This is a genomic window from Streptomyces sp. NPDC093252, assembly GCF_040683675.1.
GTDB lineage: Bacteria > Actinomycetota > Actinomycetes > Streptomycetales > Streptomycetaceae > Streptomyces.
Genome location: NZ_JBFBEM010000007.1, coordinates 256080 through 275206 on the forward strand (window position 1 = coordinate 256080; position 19127 = coordinate 275206).

The window sequence follows — 19127 nt, forward strand, 5'->3', positions numbered from 1 at the left end:
GGGTGGCGGTCAGGCCGTGGTGGGGGCTGGCCGGGGGCGGTCAGGCCGTGCCGGGGGCCAGGGGGGCGAACAGGTCGACGCCGTGGCCGTCCGGGTCGTGGACGACCGCGTAGCGCTGGCCCCAGGGGGCGTCCCAGGGCTTCAGTTCGCCCTCGTGACCGGCCCCGACCAGGTCCTCGTAGACCCGGTCCACCTCGGCCGGGCTGTCGCAGAGCAGGGCGAGGGAGTGCCGGGAGCCGGTGGGCGGTTCGAAGCCGGGGTGGAAGGCGCGGACGCCCGCCTCGGTGTCCAGCAGCAGGCGCAGTCCGCCGGGCAGCGGGGCCTCCGCGTGCGGGGCGGTCTCCGCACCGTCCGGGAAGGCGAATCCGAGCCGCCGGTAGAAGGCGACCGAGGCGGCCATGTCGGAGACGACCAGGCCGATGGCGTCGAATCGGGGGGTCGGTCGGGGGGTCGGTGGTGGGGTCGGTTGTGCAGTCATGGGGATCACGGTAGGCGGGGGGTGGGGTGGGGGTCTTGAAGGAATCGGACGTGGGGGTGGGGGTGGGGGGATGGCGGCGGACGGGGTGGCGGCGGACCGGGCGGACGCAGCCTCCCCCTCCCCCCTCCCAATCCCCTTGCCCGAACCCCCTCCCTTTCCTACCGTCGCTCCCATGCCCGACGCGCTGTTCTCCGATCCCCGGCTCGCCCCGCTCTACGACGTGCTCGAAGGGGGGCGGCCCGATCTGGAGCCCTATCTCGCGATGGCGGGGGAGTTCGGGGCGCGGCGGGTGCTGGACATCGGGTGCGGCACGGGGGTGCTGGCGCTGCTGCTGGCCGGGCGGGGGCTGGAGGTGACCGGGGTCGATCCGGCGCTCGCCTCGCTGGAGGTGGCGCGGGCCAAGCCCGGCGCGGAGCGGGTGCGGTGGATCCACGGGGACGCGGGCGCGGTGCCGTCGCTCGCGGCCGATCTCGCCGTGATGACGGGCAACGCGGCCCAGGCGGTGATCGGTCCGGCGGACTGGGAGCGGACCCTGCGCGGCGCCTTCGAGGCGCTGCGGCCGGGCGGGCGGCTGGTGTTCGAGACCCGTGACCCGGGCCGCCGGGCCTGGGAGGAATGGGACCGGGAGCACACCCACACCGTGACGGACGTCCCCGGCACCGGCCCGGTCGAGAACTGGATCGACCTGCTCGGCGTCGACGGCCCCCTGGTGACCTTCCGGGCCGCGTATCTCTTCCGGGCGTCCGGGGAGACGCTGTACTCGCACTCGACCCTCTGCTTCCGGGAACGCGACGAGGTGACGGCGGACCTGACGGAGTACGGGTTTTCTCCGGAGGAGGTACGGGAGGCCCCCGACCGGCCCGGCCGGGAGCTCGTGTTCGTGGCGCGACGGCCGGAGGACGGCCGCCGGCGGTCGACGCCGGTCGACGGCGGCTCCACCGCCTGACCCTTCCAGGGGTGGCCGATCCCGGGGGCAGCCGATTCCGGGGGTAATCCATCCCGGCAGTAATCGATCTCGGAGGTGTCGGCCCGCCCGCCGCGCATCACCCCTTGCCCCCTTTCCCATCGACGGAATTCCGCCAGCGGAACGGCTCCGTGGGTGATGTCCGCGCGCATCGGCTTTACTGCATGATGAGTTCGCACGCACCACGCCGGACACGAACCCTAGGGACTTCCGTCGGACGGGGGACGAAATGCGATCCGCCGGGCCCGCGCTGCCGGGCCGCGAAAACATTCTGTACGCGATACGCCGGGCCCTCGACGACACCCTGACGGGCGACGGCAATTGCCTGATCGTCGAAGGCCCGGCCGGTACCGGGAGAACCGCGCTGCTGCGGGCCGCCGTGGAGAGCGCCCGCGCCCGGGGCCTCACCGTCGCCTCCGCCGAGGCCACCCCCCTGGACCGCTCCGTCCCCTACGGCACCCTGCGCGCGCTGCTGCGGCACAGCGTGCCCCCCGCGCTGCTCGCCCCGCTCACCGCGAGCCCGGGGCACGACCCGCTGGAACAGCTCCACCTGACCGCCGAGTTCCTCGGCCGCGCCACCCGTGTCACGCCCCTGCTGGTCGCCCTGGACGACGCCCACCACGCCGACGGCCGCTCCCTGCTGGCCCTGCGCCGCCTGGTCCGCGCCTCCTCCGCGCTGCCCGTGCTGTGGCTGCTCGCCGGGAGCCCCGTCCGCCCGGTCGACGCCCAGGACCCGCACGCCCCGCTCGACCCCATCGACCCCATCGACCCCCTCGGCCCGCTTCTCCAGGACGGCGCCACCCGGCACACCCTCGACCCCCTGCCCCCCGACGCCGTCGCCGCGCTCTGCGCCGAGGTGCTCGGCGCCCGCCCCGACGACGGCGTCCTCGCCCTCGCCGCCCGCTGCGGTGGCAACCCGTACCTCCTCAAGGCACTCCTGGCCACCTCCCTCGCCGACGGGCGGGTGCGCGTCATGCCGGGCACCGGCACCGCCGTCCTGCTCGACAGCACACCCGCCCCGGCCTTCCGGCGGGCCGTCGAGCACCAGGTGCGCGATCTGTCCGGCGGGAGCCGCCGGATCCTCGACGCCCTCGCCGTGCTCGGCCCGCGCTTCTCGGTCCACGAGGCCGCCGCCCTCCTCGGCCGCACCCCCGTGGAACTCCTGCCGCAGATCAGTGAGCTGATCGACGCCGCCGTCCTCGCCGCCGACGGCCCGGCCGTCGTCTTCCGCCACGAACTCGTCCGCGAGACCCTCTGCGACCGGCTCCCCGAGCCCGTACGGACCGCCCTGCACCGGGAGGCCGCCTCGGTGCTCCGGCGCGAGGGCGGACCCGCCGCGAGAGCCATCGAGCAGGTGCCACCCGGCCGCCATGACGCCGACGGCCCCCCGATCCCCAGCGCCCCGATCCCGGGCCCTCCGACCCTCGGCCCTTCGATCCCCGGCCCCTTGCCCCCCACCCCCTCCCTCCCCACCCCCTTACCCCCCGGCGCCGAGCCCCCCGCCCCTCCGCCCCTCGACCCCCTCGCCGCCCGCCGCGCCGCCCGGACCGCCCCGCCGGCCCCCCGGACCGACGCCCCCGGCAGACCCCCGCTCGCCGAACTCATGGCCGACGCCGCCCACTTGATGGGCGCCACCACCCCCACCGCCTCCCGCGCCACCCCCACCCCCACCCCCGTCGCTACGCCCCCCACCCCCCGCCCCTACCTGGTCAAAGACCCCCGCCCCGGCCGCCCCACCGAACCGGTGCACCGCACGACCATGTGGTACTCCGCCGCGCGGGCCCAGGGCCTGCACGACCAGGTCGCCGCCCATGCCCGCGAGGCCCTGCGCGCCGCCCGCGACGACGATCCGGCCGCCGCCCACCACCGGCTCTGGCTGGCGGTCGCCCTCACCGCCCGCGACGAGTTCGACCAGGCCGCGGCCATCCTCACCGGGAACCACGCCCCCCGCGACGACGACCCCCGCGCCCACGCGGCACCGCTCTGGGTGGCGCCGATGTGGCACTTCCACCGGGCCGAACTCGCCCTCGCCGCCGGCCGCCTCGCCGAGGCCGACGCCGGGGCCGCCGAGGCCGTGCGGACCGCCGGGCGGCTGGCCGTGCCCGCGCTCGGCGTGGGACCGCTGGCGCTGCGGGCCCGGGTCGCTCTGCACACCGGCGATCTGGCGCTCGCCCGGCGTCATCTGGCCCTCGCCGGGCCGCTGTCGGCGGGTGCGGCCGGTGCCGCGCTGGAGGACCTGGCCTGGGTCACCGCCCTGCTGCACCGGGCGGCCGACGACGAGCCGCGCACCGCCGTCGACGCCCTCTCCCCGGTCTACGCGGCGCTGCCGGGACGGCCCCTGCTGCTGGCCAAGGAGCCCCCCGCGGGTGCCGGTCTGGTGCGGGCCGCGCTCGGCGCCGGGGACACCGGACGGGCCGCCGCCGCCACCGAGGCCGCCCGGCTGGCCGCCGCCCGCAACCCCACGGTGACCTCGGCCCTCGCCGCCGTCGCGCACGCCGAGGGGGTGCTGCGCGACGACGTGGACCGGCTGCGCACCGCCGTGGCGCACTACCGCCGCGGGCCCCGGCCGCTCGCCCTCGCCGCCGCCGCCGAGGATCTCGCCCGCGCCGAGGAGGCGCACGGCGGGCGGCCCGCCGCCCTCGGCCTCCTCAAGGAGGCGCTGGGCCGCTACCAGGGCCTCGGCGCCGACGGCGACGCGCTCAGGGTCCGCAGGACGCTCCACGCCCTCGGCGTCCGCGGCGTCCGGAACCGGAACCGGGACGGGGACCGGGAGCCCGGGGCGGCCGTCGCCGGTGACCGGGCCCGCTGGGAGCGGCTCACCCCCTCCGAACTGCGGGTCGTCCGGCTGGTGGCGCAGGGGCTGACCAACCGGGAGGTCGCCGGGCGGCTCTTCCTGTCCCGGCACACCGTGGACAGCCATCTGCGGCACAGCTTCACCAAGCTCGGCGTGACCGGCCGGGTCGAACTGACCCGCCGGGTACTGGCCCACGAGCGCGAGGACGACGACGACCTGCCCCTGGACGGCACCGGCTGACGGACCGTCCGCCCGCCCCCGCCCCGGATCACCAGAACACGTGATGCCGGACCCCGCCGCCCGCCCGGAGACTGACCGCACACCGACCACCCACGCACCCGTTCCCCCCGCCCCGGCGCAGAAGGAGCGCACCCATGACCGTCCACCACCCCACCGCACCCGAAGCCGCACACGAGGTACCGGCGCACGAGGTACCAGCGCACGAAGCACCCGCGCACGAGGTACCCGCGCCGGTCCGGATGTACGAGATGCTCTACAGCTCCCTGGTCAGCCAGTTGATCCTCGCCGTCGCCGAACTCGGCGTCGCCGACGCCATCGGCGACGAGGTGCGGCACGTAGACGACATCGCCGAGCGCACCGGCACCCACCCCGCGTCCCTCTACCGGGGTCTGCGGGCGCTGGCCAGCGTCGGAGTGTTCACCGAGGTGGAGCCGGAGACCTTCGGACTCACCCCGCTCGCCGCGACCCTGCGCAGCGACGTCCCCGGCTCCATGCGGGACCTGGCCCGCTATGTCGGACTGCCCGAGCGGCAGCAGTCGTTCGGCGCGCTCGCGCACACCCTGCGCACCGGCAGGCCGGCCTTCGACCATGTGCACGGCAGCGACTTCTGGACCTACATCGCCGCCCACCCCGAGCGGGGCGACCTGTTCAACCGGGCCATGGCCAGCATGTCCGTCATGGTCAACTCCAGCGTCCTGGACATCTACGACCTCTCCGACGCCCGTCGGCTCGTGGATGTCGGCGGCGGACACGGACAGCTCCTCGGCGCGCTCCTCCAGCGTTATCCGCAGCTCACCGGCGTCGTCTACGACCTGCCCCGGGTGGTGCCCGAGGCCCGGACCGTGCTCGCGGACCTGGGGGTCGCCGAGCGGGCCGAGTGCGTCGGCGGGGACTTCCTGCTGTCGGTGCCGGAGGGCGCCGACACCTACGTCCTGTCCTGGACCCTGCACGACTGGGACGACGAGGACGCCGTCACCATCCTGCGCAACATCCGCCGGGCGCTCGGCGACTCGGGCCGGCTGATCGTCATCGACGAGGTGCTGCCGGAGGGGGACACCCCGCACTTCGGCAAGTTCGAGGACATCGTGATGCTGTCGCTGCTCACCGGGCAGGTGCGGACCGAGGCGCAGTTCGCCGCGCTGTTCGAGAAGGCGGGCTTCCGGCACGTGGAGACCCTGCCGACCCGGTCACCCACGAGCCTGGTGGTGGCCGTACCGGTCTGAGCGGGGTCCCGGCCCGTCCCGGGGAGGCCCGAGGGAAGCCCGATGGCCCGCCGCGTACCCCCGCGCGGCGGGCCTCCGGGCTTCCCGGGGACGGGCAGCCAGCACAGCCATCGAGGGGCCCTCCCGGAGGTTCTCCGAAGCCCCCGGGGATCCCCCGAAACCTCCTCCCGGGAATTCCCGTCCGGGCCCGGCGAATTAATTCCTGCCGCCCCTCCGATCGCTTCTCCCGACCCCTTGTCAAGTTTATCGGGAATTGTTTGTCAGGTCGGCGCGAGATCGCCCCGGGATCACCCCGCCATCGCCCCGGTAATGACGCGGAGCCGATCCCGAATCTCGAATTCACACCACCCATAATCCCGTATCCGCGTGATGCGCACGCCCGGAGCAGTTGCCTAGCCTCCGGTGCATGCCAATCGACAGGACTGACCCGGCGTACCCCATGACGTCCGGAATCACCGCGCCCTTGACGACGGCTCCCGCCCCGGACGCCGAGGTGTCCCGGATCTGTGTGATCGGGGCCGGTCCGCGCGGACTGTGCGTGCTGGAGCGGCTCGCCGCGCAGGCCCGGCTGCCCCGCTGGCGGGGACGGACCATCCAGGTGCATCTGGTGGACCCCCGCGGCGCCGGCGGCCAGGTGTGGCGGCCCGGCCAGGACGCCGAGCTGCTGATGAACACCGTCGCCTCGCAGATCACCCTGTTCAGCGACGACAGCGTCGAGTGCGAGGGCCCGGTCGTCCCCGGGCCGAGCCTGCACCAGTGGGCGGCCCTCCTGGACGAACTCGGCTCCCCCCGCGAACTGCCCGCACGCACCCGGCGCGAGGCCCGCGACCTCGGCCCCGACAGCTACCCCACCCGCCGCCTCTACGGCCACTACCTGGTCTGGGTACTGGACCGGCTGCTGAGCACTGCGCCCGCCAACCTCGTGGTCGAGACCCACCCGGCCCTCGCCGTCGCCCTGTACGACGGCCCCGGCACGGACCGCACCCAGACCGTCGTCCTGGACGACGGCACCCTGCTGACCGCACTGGACTCGGTGGTCCTCGCCCAGGGCCACGCGCCCGTCGCGCCCGGCGCCCGCGAGCGCGAACTGACCGCGTACGCCGACCGGCACGGCCTGGTCTACCGCCCGCCCGGCAACCCCGCCGACGCCGACTACGGCGCCATCGCCCCCGGCGAGCGGGTCGCCCTGCTCGGCATGGGCCTCACCTGCTTCGACCTCGTCGCCCTCCTCACCACCGGGCGCGGCGGCACCTACCGGCGGATCGACGGCCACCTCGTCTACCACCCCTCCGGGCAGGAGCCCGTGCTGCATCTCGGCTCGCGGCGCGGCATCCCGTACCACGCCCGGGGCGAGAACGAGAAGGGTGTCTCCGGCCGCCACGACCCGCTGTTCCTCACCCCCGCCGCCATCGAGGGGCTCCGCCACCGCCACCGCACCGCCGGGCCGCTGTCCTTCCGCGCGGATGTCTGGCCGCTGGTCTCCCGGGAGGTGCGCGCGGTCTACTACCACGCGCTCCTCGCCGAGCGGGGCGACCGCGCCACCGCCGACGCCTTCCTCCACGAGTACGTCGCCCAGGGCGCCGACGACGGCCCCGCCGAGCACGCCCTCCTCCTGCGCCACGGCATCCCCCGCGCCCGCTTCTGGGACTGGAAGCACATCGAACACCCCTACGGCGACCGCGACTTCACCGGCCCCGGCGACTACCGCCGCTGGCTCCTCGCCCATCTGCGCGAGGACCTCGCCGAGGCCCGCAGGGGCAATGTCAGCAGCCCCCTCAAGGCCGCCCTGGACGTCCTGCGCGATCTGCGCAACGAGATCCGCCTCGTCGTCGACCACGCCGGTCTCGGCGGCGCCTCCTACCGCGACGAACTCAGCGGCTGGTACACCCCCCTCAACGCCTATCTCTCCATCGGCCCGCCCGCCCGCCGGATCGAGGAGCTGATCGCGCTGATGGAGGCGGGCGTGGTCGAGGTCCACGGCCCCGGCATCCGCGTCGAACCCGACCCGCACGGCCGCGGCTTCGCCCTGCGCTCCACCCGGGTCCCCGGCCCCGACACCCTGGTCACCGCCCTGATCGACGCCCGGCTCCCCGAGTTCGACCTCCGCACCACCACCGACCCCCTCCTCACCCACCTCCTGCGCACCGGCCGCTGCACCCCCTACCGCATCCCCGACGGCACCGCCGAGCCCTACGAGACCGGCGGCCTCGCCGTCACCGCCCGCCCCTACCACGTACTCGACCGGGACCGCCGTCCGCATCCGCGCCGACTGGCCTTCGGGGTGCCCACCGAGGGCGTCCACTGGGTGACGGCGGCCGGGATCCGGCCCGGCGTCAACTCGGTCATCGTCGGCGACAGCGACGCCATCGCCCACACCTGCCTGAGCGCCGCCGACGCCCGGATCGCGGCGGCCCGCGCCCGCCGGACGCCGTATCTGCACCGCCATGTCCCGCTGGCCTGGCTGCCCAGCAGCCGACGGCCCCTGCTCACCGCCACCGGGGGGAGCCCGTCATGACCAGCCCTGCCACCGATACCGCCGCCCTCGCCGATGCCGGGCTGCTCTCGCCGGTCCGGGCGGGTTCCGGCGCCGACGAACTGCTCGGGGACGACGCGTATCTGCGCGCCATGCTGGAGACGGAGATCGCGCTCGCCGAGACCCAGGCGCACCTGGGCATCGTCCCGGCCTCCTCGGTCGGGCCGATCACCGAGGCCGCCCGCTCGGGCCGGATCGACCCGGTGGCCCTCGCCCGGGGCGCGCGGGACGCGGCGAACCCCGTCGTCGGTCTGGTCGCCGCGCTGACCGCCGAGGTCGCCGCGCTGGACCCCCGGGCCGCCGAACACGTCCACCACGGCAGCACCAGCCAGGACATCCTGGACACCGCCGCCATGCTGGTCGCCACCCGGGCCCTGCGGCACATCGACAGCGCGCTGATCCGCACCGCCGACGCCCTCGCGGAGCTGGCCGTCCGTCACCGGGACACCCCGGTCGCCGGGCGCACCCTCACCCAGCACGCCGTGCCGGTCACCTTCGGGCTCAAGGCCGCGGGCTGGCTCACCCTGGTGCTCGACGCCTCCGACCGGATCCGCCGCCCGCTCACCCCCGGCCTGCCCGTCCAGCTCGGCGGCGCGGCCGGCACCCTCGCGGCGTACAACGCCGTCGCCCGCGGCACCCCGGCCGCCGACGCGGGCGGTGACCTGCCCGGCCTCGGTACGGAGCTGGCGGCGCCGCTGGCCGCGCGGCTCGGGCTGGCCGCGCCGCCGGTGCCCTGGCACGCGCTGCGCACCCCGGTCGCCGACCTCGGCGCCGCCCTCGCCTTCACCTGCGGCGCGCTGGGCAAACTCGCCCTGGATGTGCAGGGGATGGCCCGCACCGAGGTCGGGGAGGTCGCCGAACCCGGCGGGGAGGGCCGGGGCGCGTCCTCGGCGATGCCGCAGAAACGCAACCCCGTGCTGGCCACGCTGATCACCTCGGCCGCCCGCCAGGTGCCGCCGCTGGCGCTGATCCTCACCCAGAGCCTGATCGCCGAGGACGAGCGGGCGCCCGGTGCCTGGCACGCCGAGTGGCAGCCGCTGCGCGAGGCCCTGCGCCTGACCGCGGGCGCCGCCGACAACGCGGCCGAACTCGCCGCCGGGCTCTCGGTGTTCCCGGCGCGGATGCTGGCCAACCTGGAGCTGAGCGGCGGCGCGCTGCACGCGGAACGGCTGGGCGTCGCCCTCGCGCCGGCCCTCGGGAAGAAGGTGGCGAAACGCCTCCTGGCCCGGCTGACCGCCCCTCAGGAACCGGGCGGCGGCCCGTCCTTCGCCGAGCGCCTCGCCACGGCCCCGGAGACGGCCGGCCGCTTCACCGGCCCCGAGGGCACCGCCGCGCTCAAGGAACTCCTCGAACCGGCCGGATACCTGGGCGCCTCGGGCCTCCTGGTGGACCGGGTCCTGACCCGCCACGCGACCCACGGGCCCGCGACAACACACGGGCACGCGATCAACGGGAGGGACGACGGCCACTAGAAGGCCCGGCGGGCTGACCCGGCGTCAGAGATCCGGGCCGACCCCGCGTCAGGACTTGCGCCCCACCGCCCCGTACGCGTCCACCGCCACATCCGACGCCTCGCCGTCCGGGCGCCAGCGGGTCACCTGTGCCACGCCCGGCTCCACCAGCTCCAGACCGTCGAAGAACGCGCCGATCTCCTCGACGCCGCGCACGTAGTACGGCACCGCGCCGCTGGCGTTGTAGGCGTCGGAGGCGGCGATCATGCCCTCGCTGGTGGCGGTGGAGTCGCTGATCACCAGATAGCTGCCCGAGGGCAGTCCGGCCATCAGCCGCTGCACCAGGGCGCGGGCCTGCCCGTGGTCCGCGACATGGCCCAGGGTGTTGAGGATGATCAGGGCGATCGGCCGGTCGAAGTCCAGCGTGCCGGCGGCGGTCTCCAGCACCGCCTCCGGGTCGTAGAGGTCGGCGTCGAGGTACGCCGTCCTGCCCTCGGGGGTGCTGGTGAGCAGGGCGTTGGCGTGGGTCAGCACGATCGGGTCGTTGTCGACGTAGACGATCCGGGAGTCCGGGGCGACCCGCTGGGCGACCTCATGGGTGTTGTCGGCGGTCGGCAGCCCGGTGCCGATGTCCAGGAACTGCCGGATCCCCTGCTCCACGGCCAGGTACCGCACGGCCCGGCCCAGGAACTGGCGGCTGGTCACCGCGACATCGACGAGCCCCGGGAAGATCTCCTTGATGTGGTCGCCGATCTCGCGGTCGACCTCGTAGTTGTCCTTGCCCCCGACGAAGTAGTTCCAGAAACGGGCGGAGTGCGGCTTGGTGGTGTCGATCCGAGCGCGAATCTCCGCAGACGCGACGATCTGGGGGTTGGACTCCGACACGGCAGTGCCTCCTGCGGACGAGAGGGTGATCAGGGCAGCAACAAGGTAGGCGAACCCCGGACCGGCGCCACGGCGGGGGTGACCCTGTGCCGCGTGCGCACAGTGAGGTTCTGGCCAACCTTTGAGGGGTGGCCTGTACACGATGCCATGACCAGGCCGGAGAAGCACAGCCTTCCGGGAATCGAAGGTGATCAAGTGACATGACCTGCGAATGAATTGATGTACGGCGATATCGCCCGAAGGGGCGCAAGTACCGCTGGCACGCGTCACCCGATCGGTCCCGGCCAACCCCCGCTGCGTCGGAATAGACGCCCGGAGTGTGGTGCTCTGATCTGAACCGGAACTCCATGCTGCGCGGTGCGGAAGGACTGGTGGGCGGATGACGACGACCGAGCCGGCGAACCCCGTGGATCCGGCGGATCCGGCGAACCCCGTGGATCCGGCGGTCGGGCCGCGGCCCGTCGCCGCCACCCCCCACGGCCGCGTCCGGGGCCGCTGGGAGAACGGGATCGCGGTCTTCCGCGGCATCCCCTACGCCGCCCCGCCCTTCGGCCCGCTCCGCTTCCGCCCGCCCGTGCCGCCCGCGCCCTGGGACGGCGTCCGCGACGCCGGAGCCTTCGGCCCGACCCCGCCGAAACCGCCGTACTCCGACGCCTTCGCCCAGTACCTCTCCGACCCGGTGATCCCCGGCGACGACTGCCTCAACCTCAACGTCTGGACTCCCGAGCCCGGCCCCGGCGCCCGTCTGCCGGTGCTGGTCTGGCTCCACGGCGGCGCCCTGACCAGGGGTTCCTCCGCCGTCCCGGTCTACGGCGGCGGCCCCTTCGCCCGCGACGGCGTCGTCCTGGTCTCGATCAACTACCGGCTGGGCGTCGAGGGCTACGGACTGTTCCCCGACGCCCCCGCCAACGCCGGGCTGCGCGACCAGATAGCCGCCCTGACCTGGGTGTACGAGTCCATCGAGGCATTCGGCGGCGACCCGGGGCGGATCACCCTCTTCGGCCAGTCGGCGGGCGCCATCAGCATCGGCGCGCTCATCGCCGCCCCGCAGACCCAGGGCCTGGTGCGCCGGGCCGTCCTCCAGAGCGGGGCACCCGAGGCCGCCGAGCGCGACAAGGTACGGCGGATGGTGCGCCGGATGGCCGGCCGGCTGCGGATCCCGGCCACCGCCGCCGCCTTCGCCGCCGCCGACCGGGAGCAGCTCCTGCGCACCCAGGCCGAGGTCGGCCGCCTCAGCAGCCCGGTCCTCGGCGGCCCGGCGTTCGGGATCGTCGTGGACGGCGATGTCGTCCCCCGGGACCCGCTCCGGGCCCTCACCGAGGGCGGCGCGGCCCCCGGCGTCGAGCTGCTGATGGGCTGGACCCGCGACGAGTACCGGCTCTGGCTGGTCCCCGGCGGACTGCTGGAGCGCGTCGACCGCCTCGGCCCGGTCGCCCTGGCCGCCGCCATGGCCCGCTGCCACTGCGGCCACGAGGTGCCGCGCGGCTACCGCACCCTGCGCCCCGAGGCCGGCACCGCCGAGATCGTCGGCCAGTTGGTCACCGACCACCTGCTGCGCATCCCCCTGCACCACCTGGCCGACGCCCGCCCCGCCGCCTCCTACCTCTACGAGTTCGCCTGGCCGTCCCTGGTCCCCGACCTCGGCGCCTGCCACGCCCTGGAACTCGGGTTCGTCTTCGACACCGGCGAGGTCCCCGAGTCCGCGAAACTGGCGGGCACCGGAGCGCCCCAGTCGCTGGCCGACGAGATGCACCGGGCCTGGGTCCGCTTCGCCGCCGACGGCGACCCCGGCTGGCCGCGCTGGGACGCCTCCCACCCCGTCCACCTCTTCGGCGACGGCCCCTCCCACACCGTCAGGGGCCCCCGCGACGCCGAACTCTCCCTCTGGTCCGCTCCGCCCCCGCCCCCCGTCCCCGCACCGCCCGCCCCACCGGCCGACCTCCCGGCCCGGATGACCGAACTCCGCTCGGTGGTCCGCCGCCTGCGCCTGCCCGGCAGCGTGAACCGCACCGACACCACCGACACCACCGACACCAAGGGGACCGCCTAACGCTCCCGCAGCGCCCGCGCCACCTCCCCGATCACCCCCGGCCCCACCCGGCAGCACCCCCCGATCAGCCGCGCCCCCGCGTCCCGCCACTCCCGCACCCGCCCCGCGTCGAACACGGCCCGCCCGTCCCAGCCCCCGGCGCCCCACGCCTCCCCGCTGTTGGGATAGGCGACGACCGGCTTGCCGGTCACCCGGGCCGCTACCTCCACCGCCCCGGCGACCTCACGCGGCGCACAGCAGTTCACCCCCACGGCGATCACCTGGTCCACCCCCGCCGCCACCCCGAACGCCTCCTCCAGCGACTGCCCGGCCCGCGTCCGCCCCCCGTCCACGGTGTACGACAGCCACACCGGCACCCCCGTCCCGCGCACCGCCCGCAGCAGCGCCACCGCCTCGTCGACGTCCGGCACCGTCTCCAGCGCCAGCACATCCGGCCCCGCCCCGGCCAGCGCCTCCACCCGGGGCCGGTGGAACCGCTCCAGCTCGGCCACACCGAGCCCGTACCGCCCCCGGTACTCGGACCCGTCCGCCAGCATCGCCCCGTACGGCCCCACCGAGCCCGCCACCCACAGCGGGCGCGCCGCCCCCGCCCGCCGGGCCGCCTCCCGGGCCAGCGCCACGCTCGACGCGATCAGCCCACCGGCCCGCGCCCGCCCCACCCCGCGCCGCGCGAACCCCTCGAAGGTCGCCTGGTAACTGGCCGTGATCGCCACCTCGGCCCCGGCCGCGAAGTACGCCCCGTGCGCCGCCACGACCGCCTCCGGCGCCTCCTGGAGCAGCCGCGCCGACCACAGCGCGTCCCCCAGGCCGTACCCGGCGGCCTCCAACTGGTTCGACAGCCCGCCGTCCAGGACGACCGTCCGGGCGGCGAGGACGGCGGCGAGCGGGGGGCGCGGGGCGGACCTCATCCTCCGACGCTAACGCGCCCGCCGCGCCCCGCGAAGTGCGCAGGTCAGTGGCAGTTGCACAGCATGTGCAGAGCCTCGGGTCGCCCTCAACCCGCCCAAAGCGGAACTCCCGCCCCGAGACTGTGAGCGCTCACGAGAGCGGCCGTGCGGGGGTCGCCCGGTGCTCATCCGATGGTCGCGAAGAGTTCATGTGCCCCCTCGATTCTCCTCACGCGGCGCACCAGCACCGCGCACGGCAGCCGCCGCGCCGAGCGCCGGCGGCGACAGGAGGCACATTCATGGGGCACAGCCACGGACCCGGGCACCACCACCACCCGCACGACCACGGTCACGGCCATGACCACGACCACACGCACGAACAGGGCGCGCTGCCCGCCGCGTTCGACACCTCCGTGCCGGACAGCGAGCTGAACCCCGCCCAGCGCTCGCGCCGTTCGCTGCTGCGCCGCGCCGGACTGCTCGGCGCCGGGCTGGCCGCCGGGAGCGTGCTCGCGCCCCAGGGCGCCGCCGCGGCCCCGGCCCGGCCGGTGTCCGGGTCCAGCCGCAAGAACGGCTTCCTGTGGCTGGCAGGCGACCACCACATCCACACCCAGTACTCCAGCGACGGCAAGTACCGGGTCGTCGACCAGGTCCGCCAGGGCGCCAAGCACGGCATGGACTGGCTGGTCATCACCGACCACGGCTCCGCCACCCACGCCAAGATCGGGGTGGAGAAGGTCAACCCCGACATCAAGGAGGCCCGCTCCGCCTACGAGGACACCCTCGTCTTCCAGGGCCTGGAGTGGAACATCCCGGCCGCCGAGCACGGCACCGTCTTCGTGCACCCCGGCAGGAACGAGGTGTCCGTCCTCAAGCAGTTCGAGAACGACTACGACGGCAGCGTCAAGGGCGCCACCGCCAACACCCCCGCCAACGAGGCCCTCGCCATCGCCGGTATCGCCTTCCTCTCCGAGCAGGTCAGGCAGCGCAAGGTGCAGGACGCGCTGATGCTCGCCAACCACCCGGCCCGGCGCGGCGTCGACTCCCCGCACGAGATCCGGGGCTGGCGCGACGCGGGCTCCGCCGCCCACCAGATCGCCGTCGGCTTCGAGGGCGCCCCCGGCCACCAGGCCGCCGGTCTGCCCGCCCCGCTCGGCCCCGGCCGCGCCCGCGGCATCTACGACAACAACCCCAGCGCCGACTCCTTCGCCGGGTACCCGCCGGAGAGCTACCGCACCTGGGGCGGCTTCGACTGGATGACCGCCACCGTCGGCGGCCTCTGGGACAGCCTGATCGCCGAGGGCAAGCCCTGGTGGATCACCGCCAACTCCGACTCCCACCAGATCTACGCCGACACCGCGGGCCGCGGCGGCGGCGACTTCAACGCCAACGGCCGCTACGACGACCCCGTCTACCACGGACAGATCGACCTCTCCCAGGGCGACTACTGGCCCGGTTACTACAGCCGCACCCACGTCGGCTCCGACGGCTTCTCCTACGCCGCCGTCATGGACGGCATCCGCGCCGGGCGGATCTGGGTCGACCACGGCCAGTTGATCAGCGCCCTGGACGTCCGGGTCTCCGGCGGCAGCCGCTGGGCCACCCTGGGCGGCGCCCTGCACGTCAAGAAGGGCACCCGCGTCACCCTCTCCGCCGAGGTCGCCCTCGCCGGCGGCCCCAACTGGGCCGGGTTCACCCCGTCGCTGGCCCGCGTCGACGTCATCCAGGGCGATGTCACCGGCACGGCCCAGGACAAGGACACCTTCACCGCCCCGTCCGCCCGGGTCGTCAAGTCGTTCGAGGTCAACAAGTCCACCGGGACGGCCACGCTCTCCTACGACCTGGGCAGGGTCGACCGCCCGGTCTACGTCCGGCTGCGCGGCACCGACGGCAAGCGCACCGCCGTCGGCCCGAACGGCGCCGCCGTCGACCCGAACGGGCCGGTGCTGGACGTGGTCGGCGACGCCGACCCCTGGAAGGACCTGTGGTTCTACTCCAACCCGGTGTGGGTCCTGCCCTCGTGACGCCCGCGCCCGCCCACCTCCTCACCGTCGACCCGGGCATCGGGGACCTCGCCGGGGCGGACCATCTCCTGCGGGACCTCGCCGCCCGGCTCGCCCTGCCCGAGGACGCGGTCGGCTGCACCCACCTGGTCCGGGACGACGGCCGCCCGCGCGTCGCCCTCTCCCTCGCCCTGGCGTCGGAGGCGGCCAGGGACAGGGCGCGGGACCGGCTCGCCGCCCACGGCCACCAGGCCACCGACGGCGCCCCCGACGACCGGGGCAGGGCGGTCCTCTACCCGGGCGCCGAGGCCCTCACCGGCACGCTGACGATCGCGGACCTCCTCTCCGGCTCCGCGATCGACGCCGTGACCGTCCTCGGCACCCCGGACGCACCCGCCCCGGACACCCCGCTGGACACCCGCGGCCATGTGCGCCCCCAGTGGCAGGACGGCCGCCTGGTCCTCCTCGCCCAGCCCGCCGCGGGAGGCGTCCTGGTGCCGTTCGAGCACCCGGACCCCACCCCCTGCTGCGCCGACCACTGAGCGTCCGCCGCACCGCGCGACCGCCCCGGGATCCGCCCCGGGGCGGCCGTGCTCAGCCCGTCGTCGTGAAGACGAAGGCGAACTCCGCCGGTTCCGCCGTCAGCCGGTACGGCGGCAGCACGCCCGGCCCGCAGGACTGGGAGCCGATGCCCTGCTGCCCGTGGTCCAGGGTGACCCACACCGTGCCGCCGGGCACCAGGTCGCTCGGATGCTCCGCCGCGTCGAGCTGCTCGGAGGTCCACCGGCGGGCGGTGAACCAGAACTCCGGGTCGCCCTCGATCCGCAGCCCGCCCAGCTCCGCCCGGCGCACCCCGGGCCGGGCCCCGTTCTCCTGCGGCCGGACGTACGGCGTCTGGAGCGCGTCGACCGTCGACCGGAACAGCCCGGTGCGGCAGGCGTCCCGGGTGTCCGGGTAGCCCTCGCCGGGGCCGCCGCCGTACCAGGTCACCCGGTCCGCCGCCGTCAGCCCGAGCCGCACCCCGAGCCGGGGCAGCGGCACCGGCCAGTCGCCCTCGGGGGTCACCGCGACCGCCAGTTGCAGCCGGGTGCCGTCGCCGGTCCAGCGGTACACCGCGCGCAGGCCCTCCTCGCGTCCGGCGGCGGCCACCCGGGTGCGTACCGTCAGCGCGTCCGGGCGGAGGTCGACGCCGTCCAGCCGGTGCCGCATCCGGTGCAGACCCATCCGGCGCCAGAGCGGGCCGAGACGGGGATCGGGCTGCCAGGACGCCCCCTCGTCGTTGTCGGTGGGCGCCCGCCACACCTCCAACCGGGGCGGCCCGCTCACCGGCACCCCGCCGATCGCCCGCAGGGCGCCCGTCGCCGGGTCGAAGACCCCCGGGCCGAGAGTGATCCCGCCCTCCTCCTCCACCGGGCGGTCGTGCGCCGTCAGGACCGGCACCCGGCGGGCGACGGCGGGCAGTTGCGCCCACGCCACCTCGTGACCGCGCTCCGCCCAGCCGGTGTCCCGGGCCAGCACCGCCCGCAGCGTCCACAGCGCCTCGCCGTCGTGCCCGTCCGGCGGCTGCGGCAGCTTCAGCTCGGCCGACTCGCCCGCCGCCAGCGGCCCCACCGCGAGGGCCCCCTCGGCGACCGCCACCCCCTCCACCTCGTACGCCCAGGAGAAGGTCAGCGCCGACAGGTCCGCGAAGTCCTGCCGGTTCGTCACCCGGACCGTGCGCCCGGCGCCGGTGCCGACGCCCTCGAACCGGACCGGCTCGATCACCTTCTTCAGCGCCGCCAGCCCGGGGGAGGGGGTGCGGTCCGGGAACAGCAGCCCGTCGCAGACGAAGTTCCCGTCGTGCACCTCCTCCCCGAAGTCCCCGCCGTAGGCGAACCCGTACCGGGCGTCCTCGATCCCGTGGTCGATCCACTCCCAGACGAAACCGCCCTGGAGCCGGTCGTGGCTCTCGAACAGCCGCTGGTACTCGGCCAGTCCGCCCGGCCCGTTGCCCATCGCGTGGGCGTACTCGCACAGGATGAACGGCAGCCGGCGGCGTCTGCGCGGGCCGCCGTCCAGGCCCCGGCCGATCCGCTCGGTCTCGGCGTGCGGGAGATACATCCGGGAGTACAGATCCGTGTCCCGGCAGTCGTGGTCGCCCTCGTAGTGCAGCAGCCGGGAGGAGTCCCGCTCGCGGATCCAGCGGGCCATCGCGGTCAGCCCGCGCCCGGTGCCCGCCTCGTTGCCCAGCGACCAGACGATCACCGACGGATGGTTCTTGTCCCGCTCCACCATCCGCGCCGCCCGGTCCAGCAGCGCCGGGCGCCAGCGGTCGTCGTCGACCGGGTTGTCCCGCCAGTCCTGCGCGGTGAAGCCATGGGTCTCCAGATCGCACTCGTCGATCACCCACAGCCCGTACTCGTCGCACAGGTCCAGGAACGCCGGATGCGGCGGATAGTGCGCGGTGCGCACCGCGTTGATGTTGTGCCGCTTCATCAGCAGCACGTCCTCGCGCAGCGTCTCCACATCCAGCGCCCGGCCCCGGCGGGGATGCCACTCGTGCCGGTTGACGCCCTTGAGGAGGACGGGCCGCCCGTTCACCTTGAGCAGCCCGTCCGCCAGGGCCACCGTCCGGAACCCGATCCGCAGCGCCACCCGCTCGCCCGCCGTGGCCAGCACGGCGTCGTACAGCCTCGGTGTCTCCGCCGTCCAGGGCGCCACCGCCGCCCGCGCGCTCTCCCCGCTCGCCAGGTCCAGGCCCAGTTCCGGGACGGTGACCCGGCCGGGCACCTCGGAGTCGACCCGCAGGGTGCCCTCGCCGGTGGTGTGGTCGTACCCGGCGTGCACGAAGAAGTCCCGGACCGCGCCCGGCGGCCGGTGCAGCAGCGTCACGTCCCGGAAGATCCCGGGCAGCCACCACTGGTCCTGGTCCTCCAGATACGACCCCGACGACCACTGGTGGACCCGGACGGCCAGCACATTGCCGGACGGTTTCAGCAGCGCGCCCACCGCGAACTCGTGCGGCAGCCGCGAGCCCTTGAACTCGCCGAGCGGAGTGCCGTTCAGCCAGACGCGGGCGCAGGACTCCACCCCGTCGAAGCGCAGCACCGCGTCCCCGTCGGCCGGCCAGTCGGCGGGCAGGTCGAAGAGGCGCAGATGGTCGCCGGTGGGGTTCTCGGTGGGCACCCGGGGCGGGTCGACCGGGAAGGGGTAGGTGTGGTTGGTGTAGATCGGGGCGCCGTACGCGCCGCCGCCTTGGAGCACCCAGTGGCCCGGCACCTCGATTCCGGCCCAGTCCCCGGCGTCGAACCCGGGCCGGGCGAAGGACGCGTCGGCGGTGCCCGCGCCGGGGGACAGCCGGAAGCGCCAGGTGCCGCCGAGGGGGAGCGCCGCCGCGTCGGAGGACCGGGCCCGCGCCCGGGGCGGCAGCGTCCCGCTCCCGGGCGAGACGTCCTCGACATAGGCGGGGGTGGTGGTGGAACGGAACGACATGGTCTCTCTCCTCACGACGTCCGGAGGCTTCCCCCTGGGCATCCCAGGAAGCCCCCGCCGATGAGGGGACGCACGCCGTGCGGACGGCCACCGTCACCGCAACGGCGCACGGGCGGGCGACGCGCTCCCGGCGCGTGGGTGCCCGTGG

At 75.2% G+C, this 19127-nt stretch carries 12 protein-coding genes; 8 read left to right on the plus strand and 4 right to left on the minus strand.

Annotation, left to right across the window (positions count from 1 at the left end):
• Nucleotides 1-40 precede the first annotated feature (40 nt).
• Nucleotides 41-478 (minus strand): VOC family protein, encoded by a 438-nt coding sequence (locus tag AB0O01_RS16975; protein ID WP_365314124.1) that lies wholly within the window; start codon nt 476-478, stop codon nt 41-43.
• Nucleotides 479-650: 172 nt separating this feature from the next.
• On the opposite strand from AB0O01_RS16975, the gene AB0O01_RS16980 reads away from it, so the two are divergent.
• The 5 genes from AB0O01_RS16980 (at nt 651) to AB0O01_RS17000 (ending at nt 9704) form a co-directional block, all read left to right on the plus strand.
• A complete protein-coding gene (locus AB0O01_RS16980; protein WP_365314126.1) occupies nt 651-1424 on the plus strand; it encodes a class I SAM-dependent methyltransferase in 774 nt (257 codons plus the stop codon).
• A 247-nt stretch (nt 1425-1671) separates the two neighbouring features.
• Complete coding sequence (locus AB0O01_RS16985) at nt 1672-4476, plus strand: AAA family ATPase (protein WP_365314128.1); 2805 nt, start codon at nt 1672-1674, stop codon at nt 4474-4476.
• A gap of 134 nt (nt 4477-4610) precedes the next feature.
• Complete coding sequence (locus tag AB0O01_RS16990; RefSeq protein WP_365314130.1) at nt 4611-5699, plus strand: methyltransferase; 1089 nt, start codon at nt 4611-4613, stop codon at nt 5697-5699.
• Between the two features lie 439 nt (nt 5700-6138).
• Nucleotides 6139-8214 (plus strand): FAD/NAD(P)-binding protein, encoded by a 2076-nt coding sequence (locus tag AB0O01_RS16995; protein WP_365314132.1) that lies wholly within the window; start codon nt 6139-6141, stop codon nt 8212-8214.
• Nucleotides 8211-9704: an adenylosuccinate lyase family protein gene (locus AB0O01_RS17000; RefSeq protein ID WP_365314134.1), complete on the plus strand. Its 1494-nt coding sequence runs from the start codon at nt 8211-8213 to the stop codon at nt 9702-9704. The genes AB0O01_RS16995 and AB0O01_RS17000 overlap by 4 nt, the downstream gene beginning before the upstream one ends.
• Nucleotides 9705-9752: 48 nt before the next feature.
• Here the strand turns inward: AB0O01_RS17000 and AB0O01_RS17005 are convergent, their stop codons facing one another.
• Nucleotides 9753-10568, minus strand: a complete 816-nt coding sequence (locus AB0O01_RS17005; RefSeq protein ID WP_365314136.1) for an SAM-dependent methyltransferase — start codon at nt 10566-10568, stop codon at nt 9753-9755.
• 379 nt (nt 10569-10947) lie between these two features.
• Between AB0O01_RS17005 and AB0O01_RS17010 the strand changes: the two genes are divergently transcribed.
• Nucleotides 10948-12618 carry a carboxylesterase family protein gene (locus tag AB0O01_RS17010; protein ID WP_365314138.1) on the plus strand — a complete coding sequence of 557 codons (1671 nt, stop codon included), beginning with the start codon at nt 10948-10950 and terminating at the stop codon, nt 12616-12618.
• Here AB0O01_RS17010 and mmuM read toward each other — a convergent pair.
• Entirely contained in the window at nt 12615-13526 is a 912-nt protein-coding gene (gene mmuM / locus AB0O01_RS17015; protein WP_365314139.1) for a homocysteine S-methyltransferase, read from the minus strand. The two genes, AB0O01_RS17010 and mmuM, sit on opposite strands and share 4 nt — an antisense overlap.
• A gap of 278 nt (nt 13527-13804) precedes the next feature.
• Here mmuM and AB0O01_RS17020 point away from each other — a divergent pair, with 278 nt between their 5' ends.
• Nucleotides 13805-15529, plus strand: coding sequence for a PHP domain-containing protein (locus AB0O01_RS17020; protein ID WP_365314141.1), 1725 nt, complete (start codon nt 13805-13807; stop codon nt 15527-15529).
• The gene (locus tag AB0O01_RS17025) at nt 15526-16050 is read left to right on the plus strand and encodes a hypothetical protein (protein WP_365314143.1); all 525 of its coding nucleotides are present in this window, start codon (nt 15526-15528) and stop codon (nt 16048-16050) included. The genes AB0O01_RS17020 and AB0O01_RS17025 overlap by 4 nt, the downstream gene beginning before the upstream one ends.
• A 52-nt stretch (nt 16051-16102) precedes the next feature.
• Here the strand turns inward: AB0O01_RS17025 and AB0O01_RS17030 are convergent, their stop codons facing one another.
• Nucleotides 16103-18979 carry a glycoside hydrolase family 2 TIM barrel-domain containing protein gene (locus tag AB0O01_RS17030; protein ID WP_365314145.1) on the minus strand — a complete coding sequence of 959 codons (2877 nt, stop codon included), beginning with the start codon at nt 18977-18979 and terminating at the stop codon, nt 16103-16105.
• Between the last annotated feature and the right edge of the window lie 148 nt (nt 18980-19127).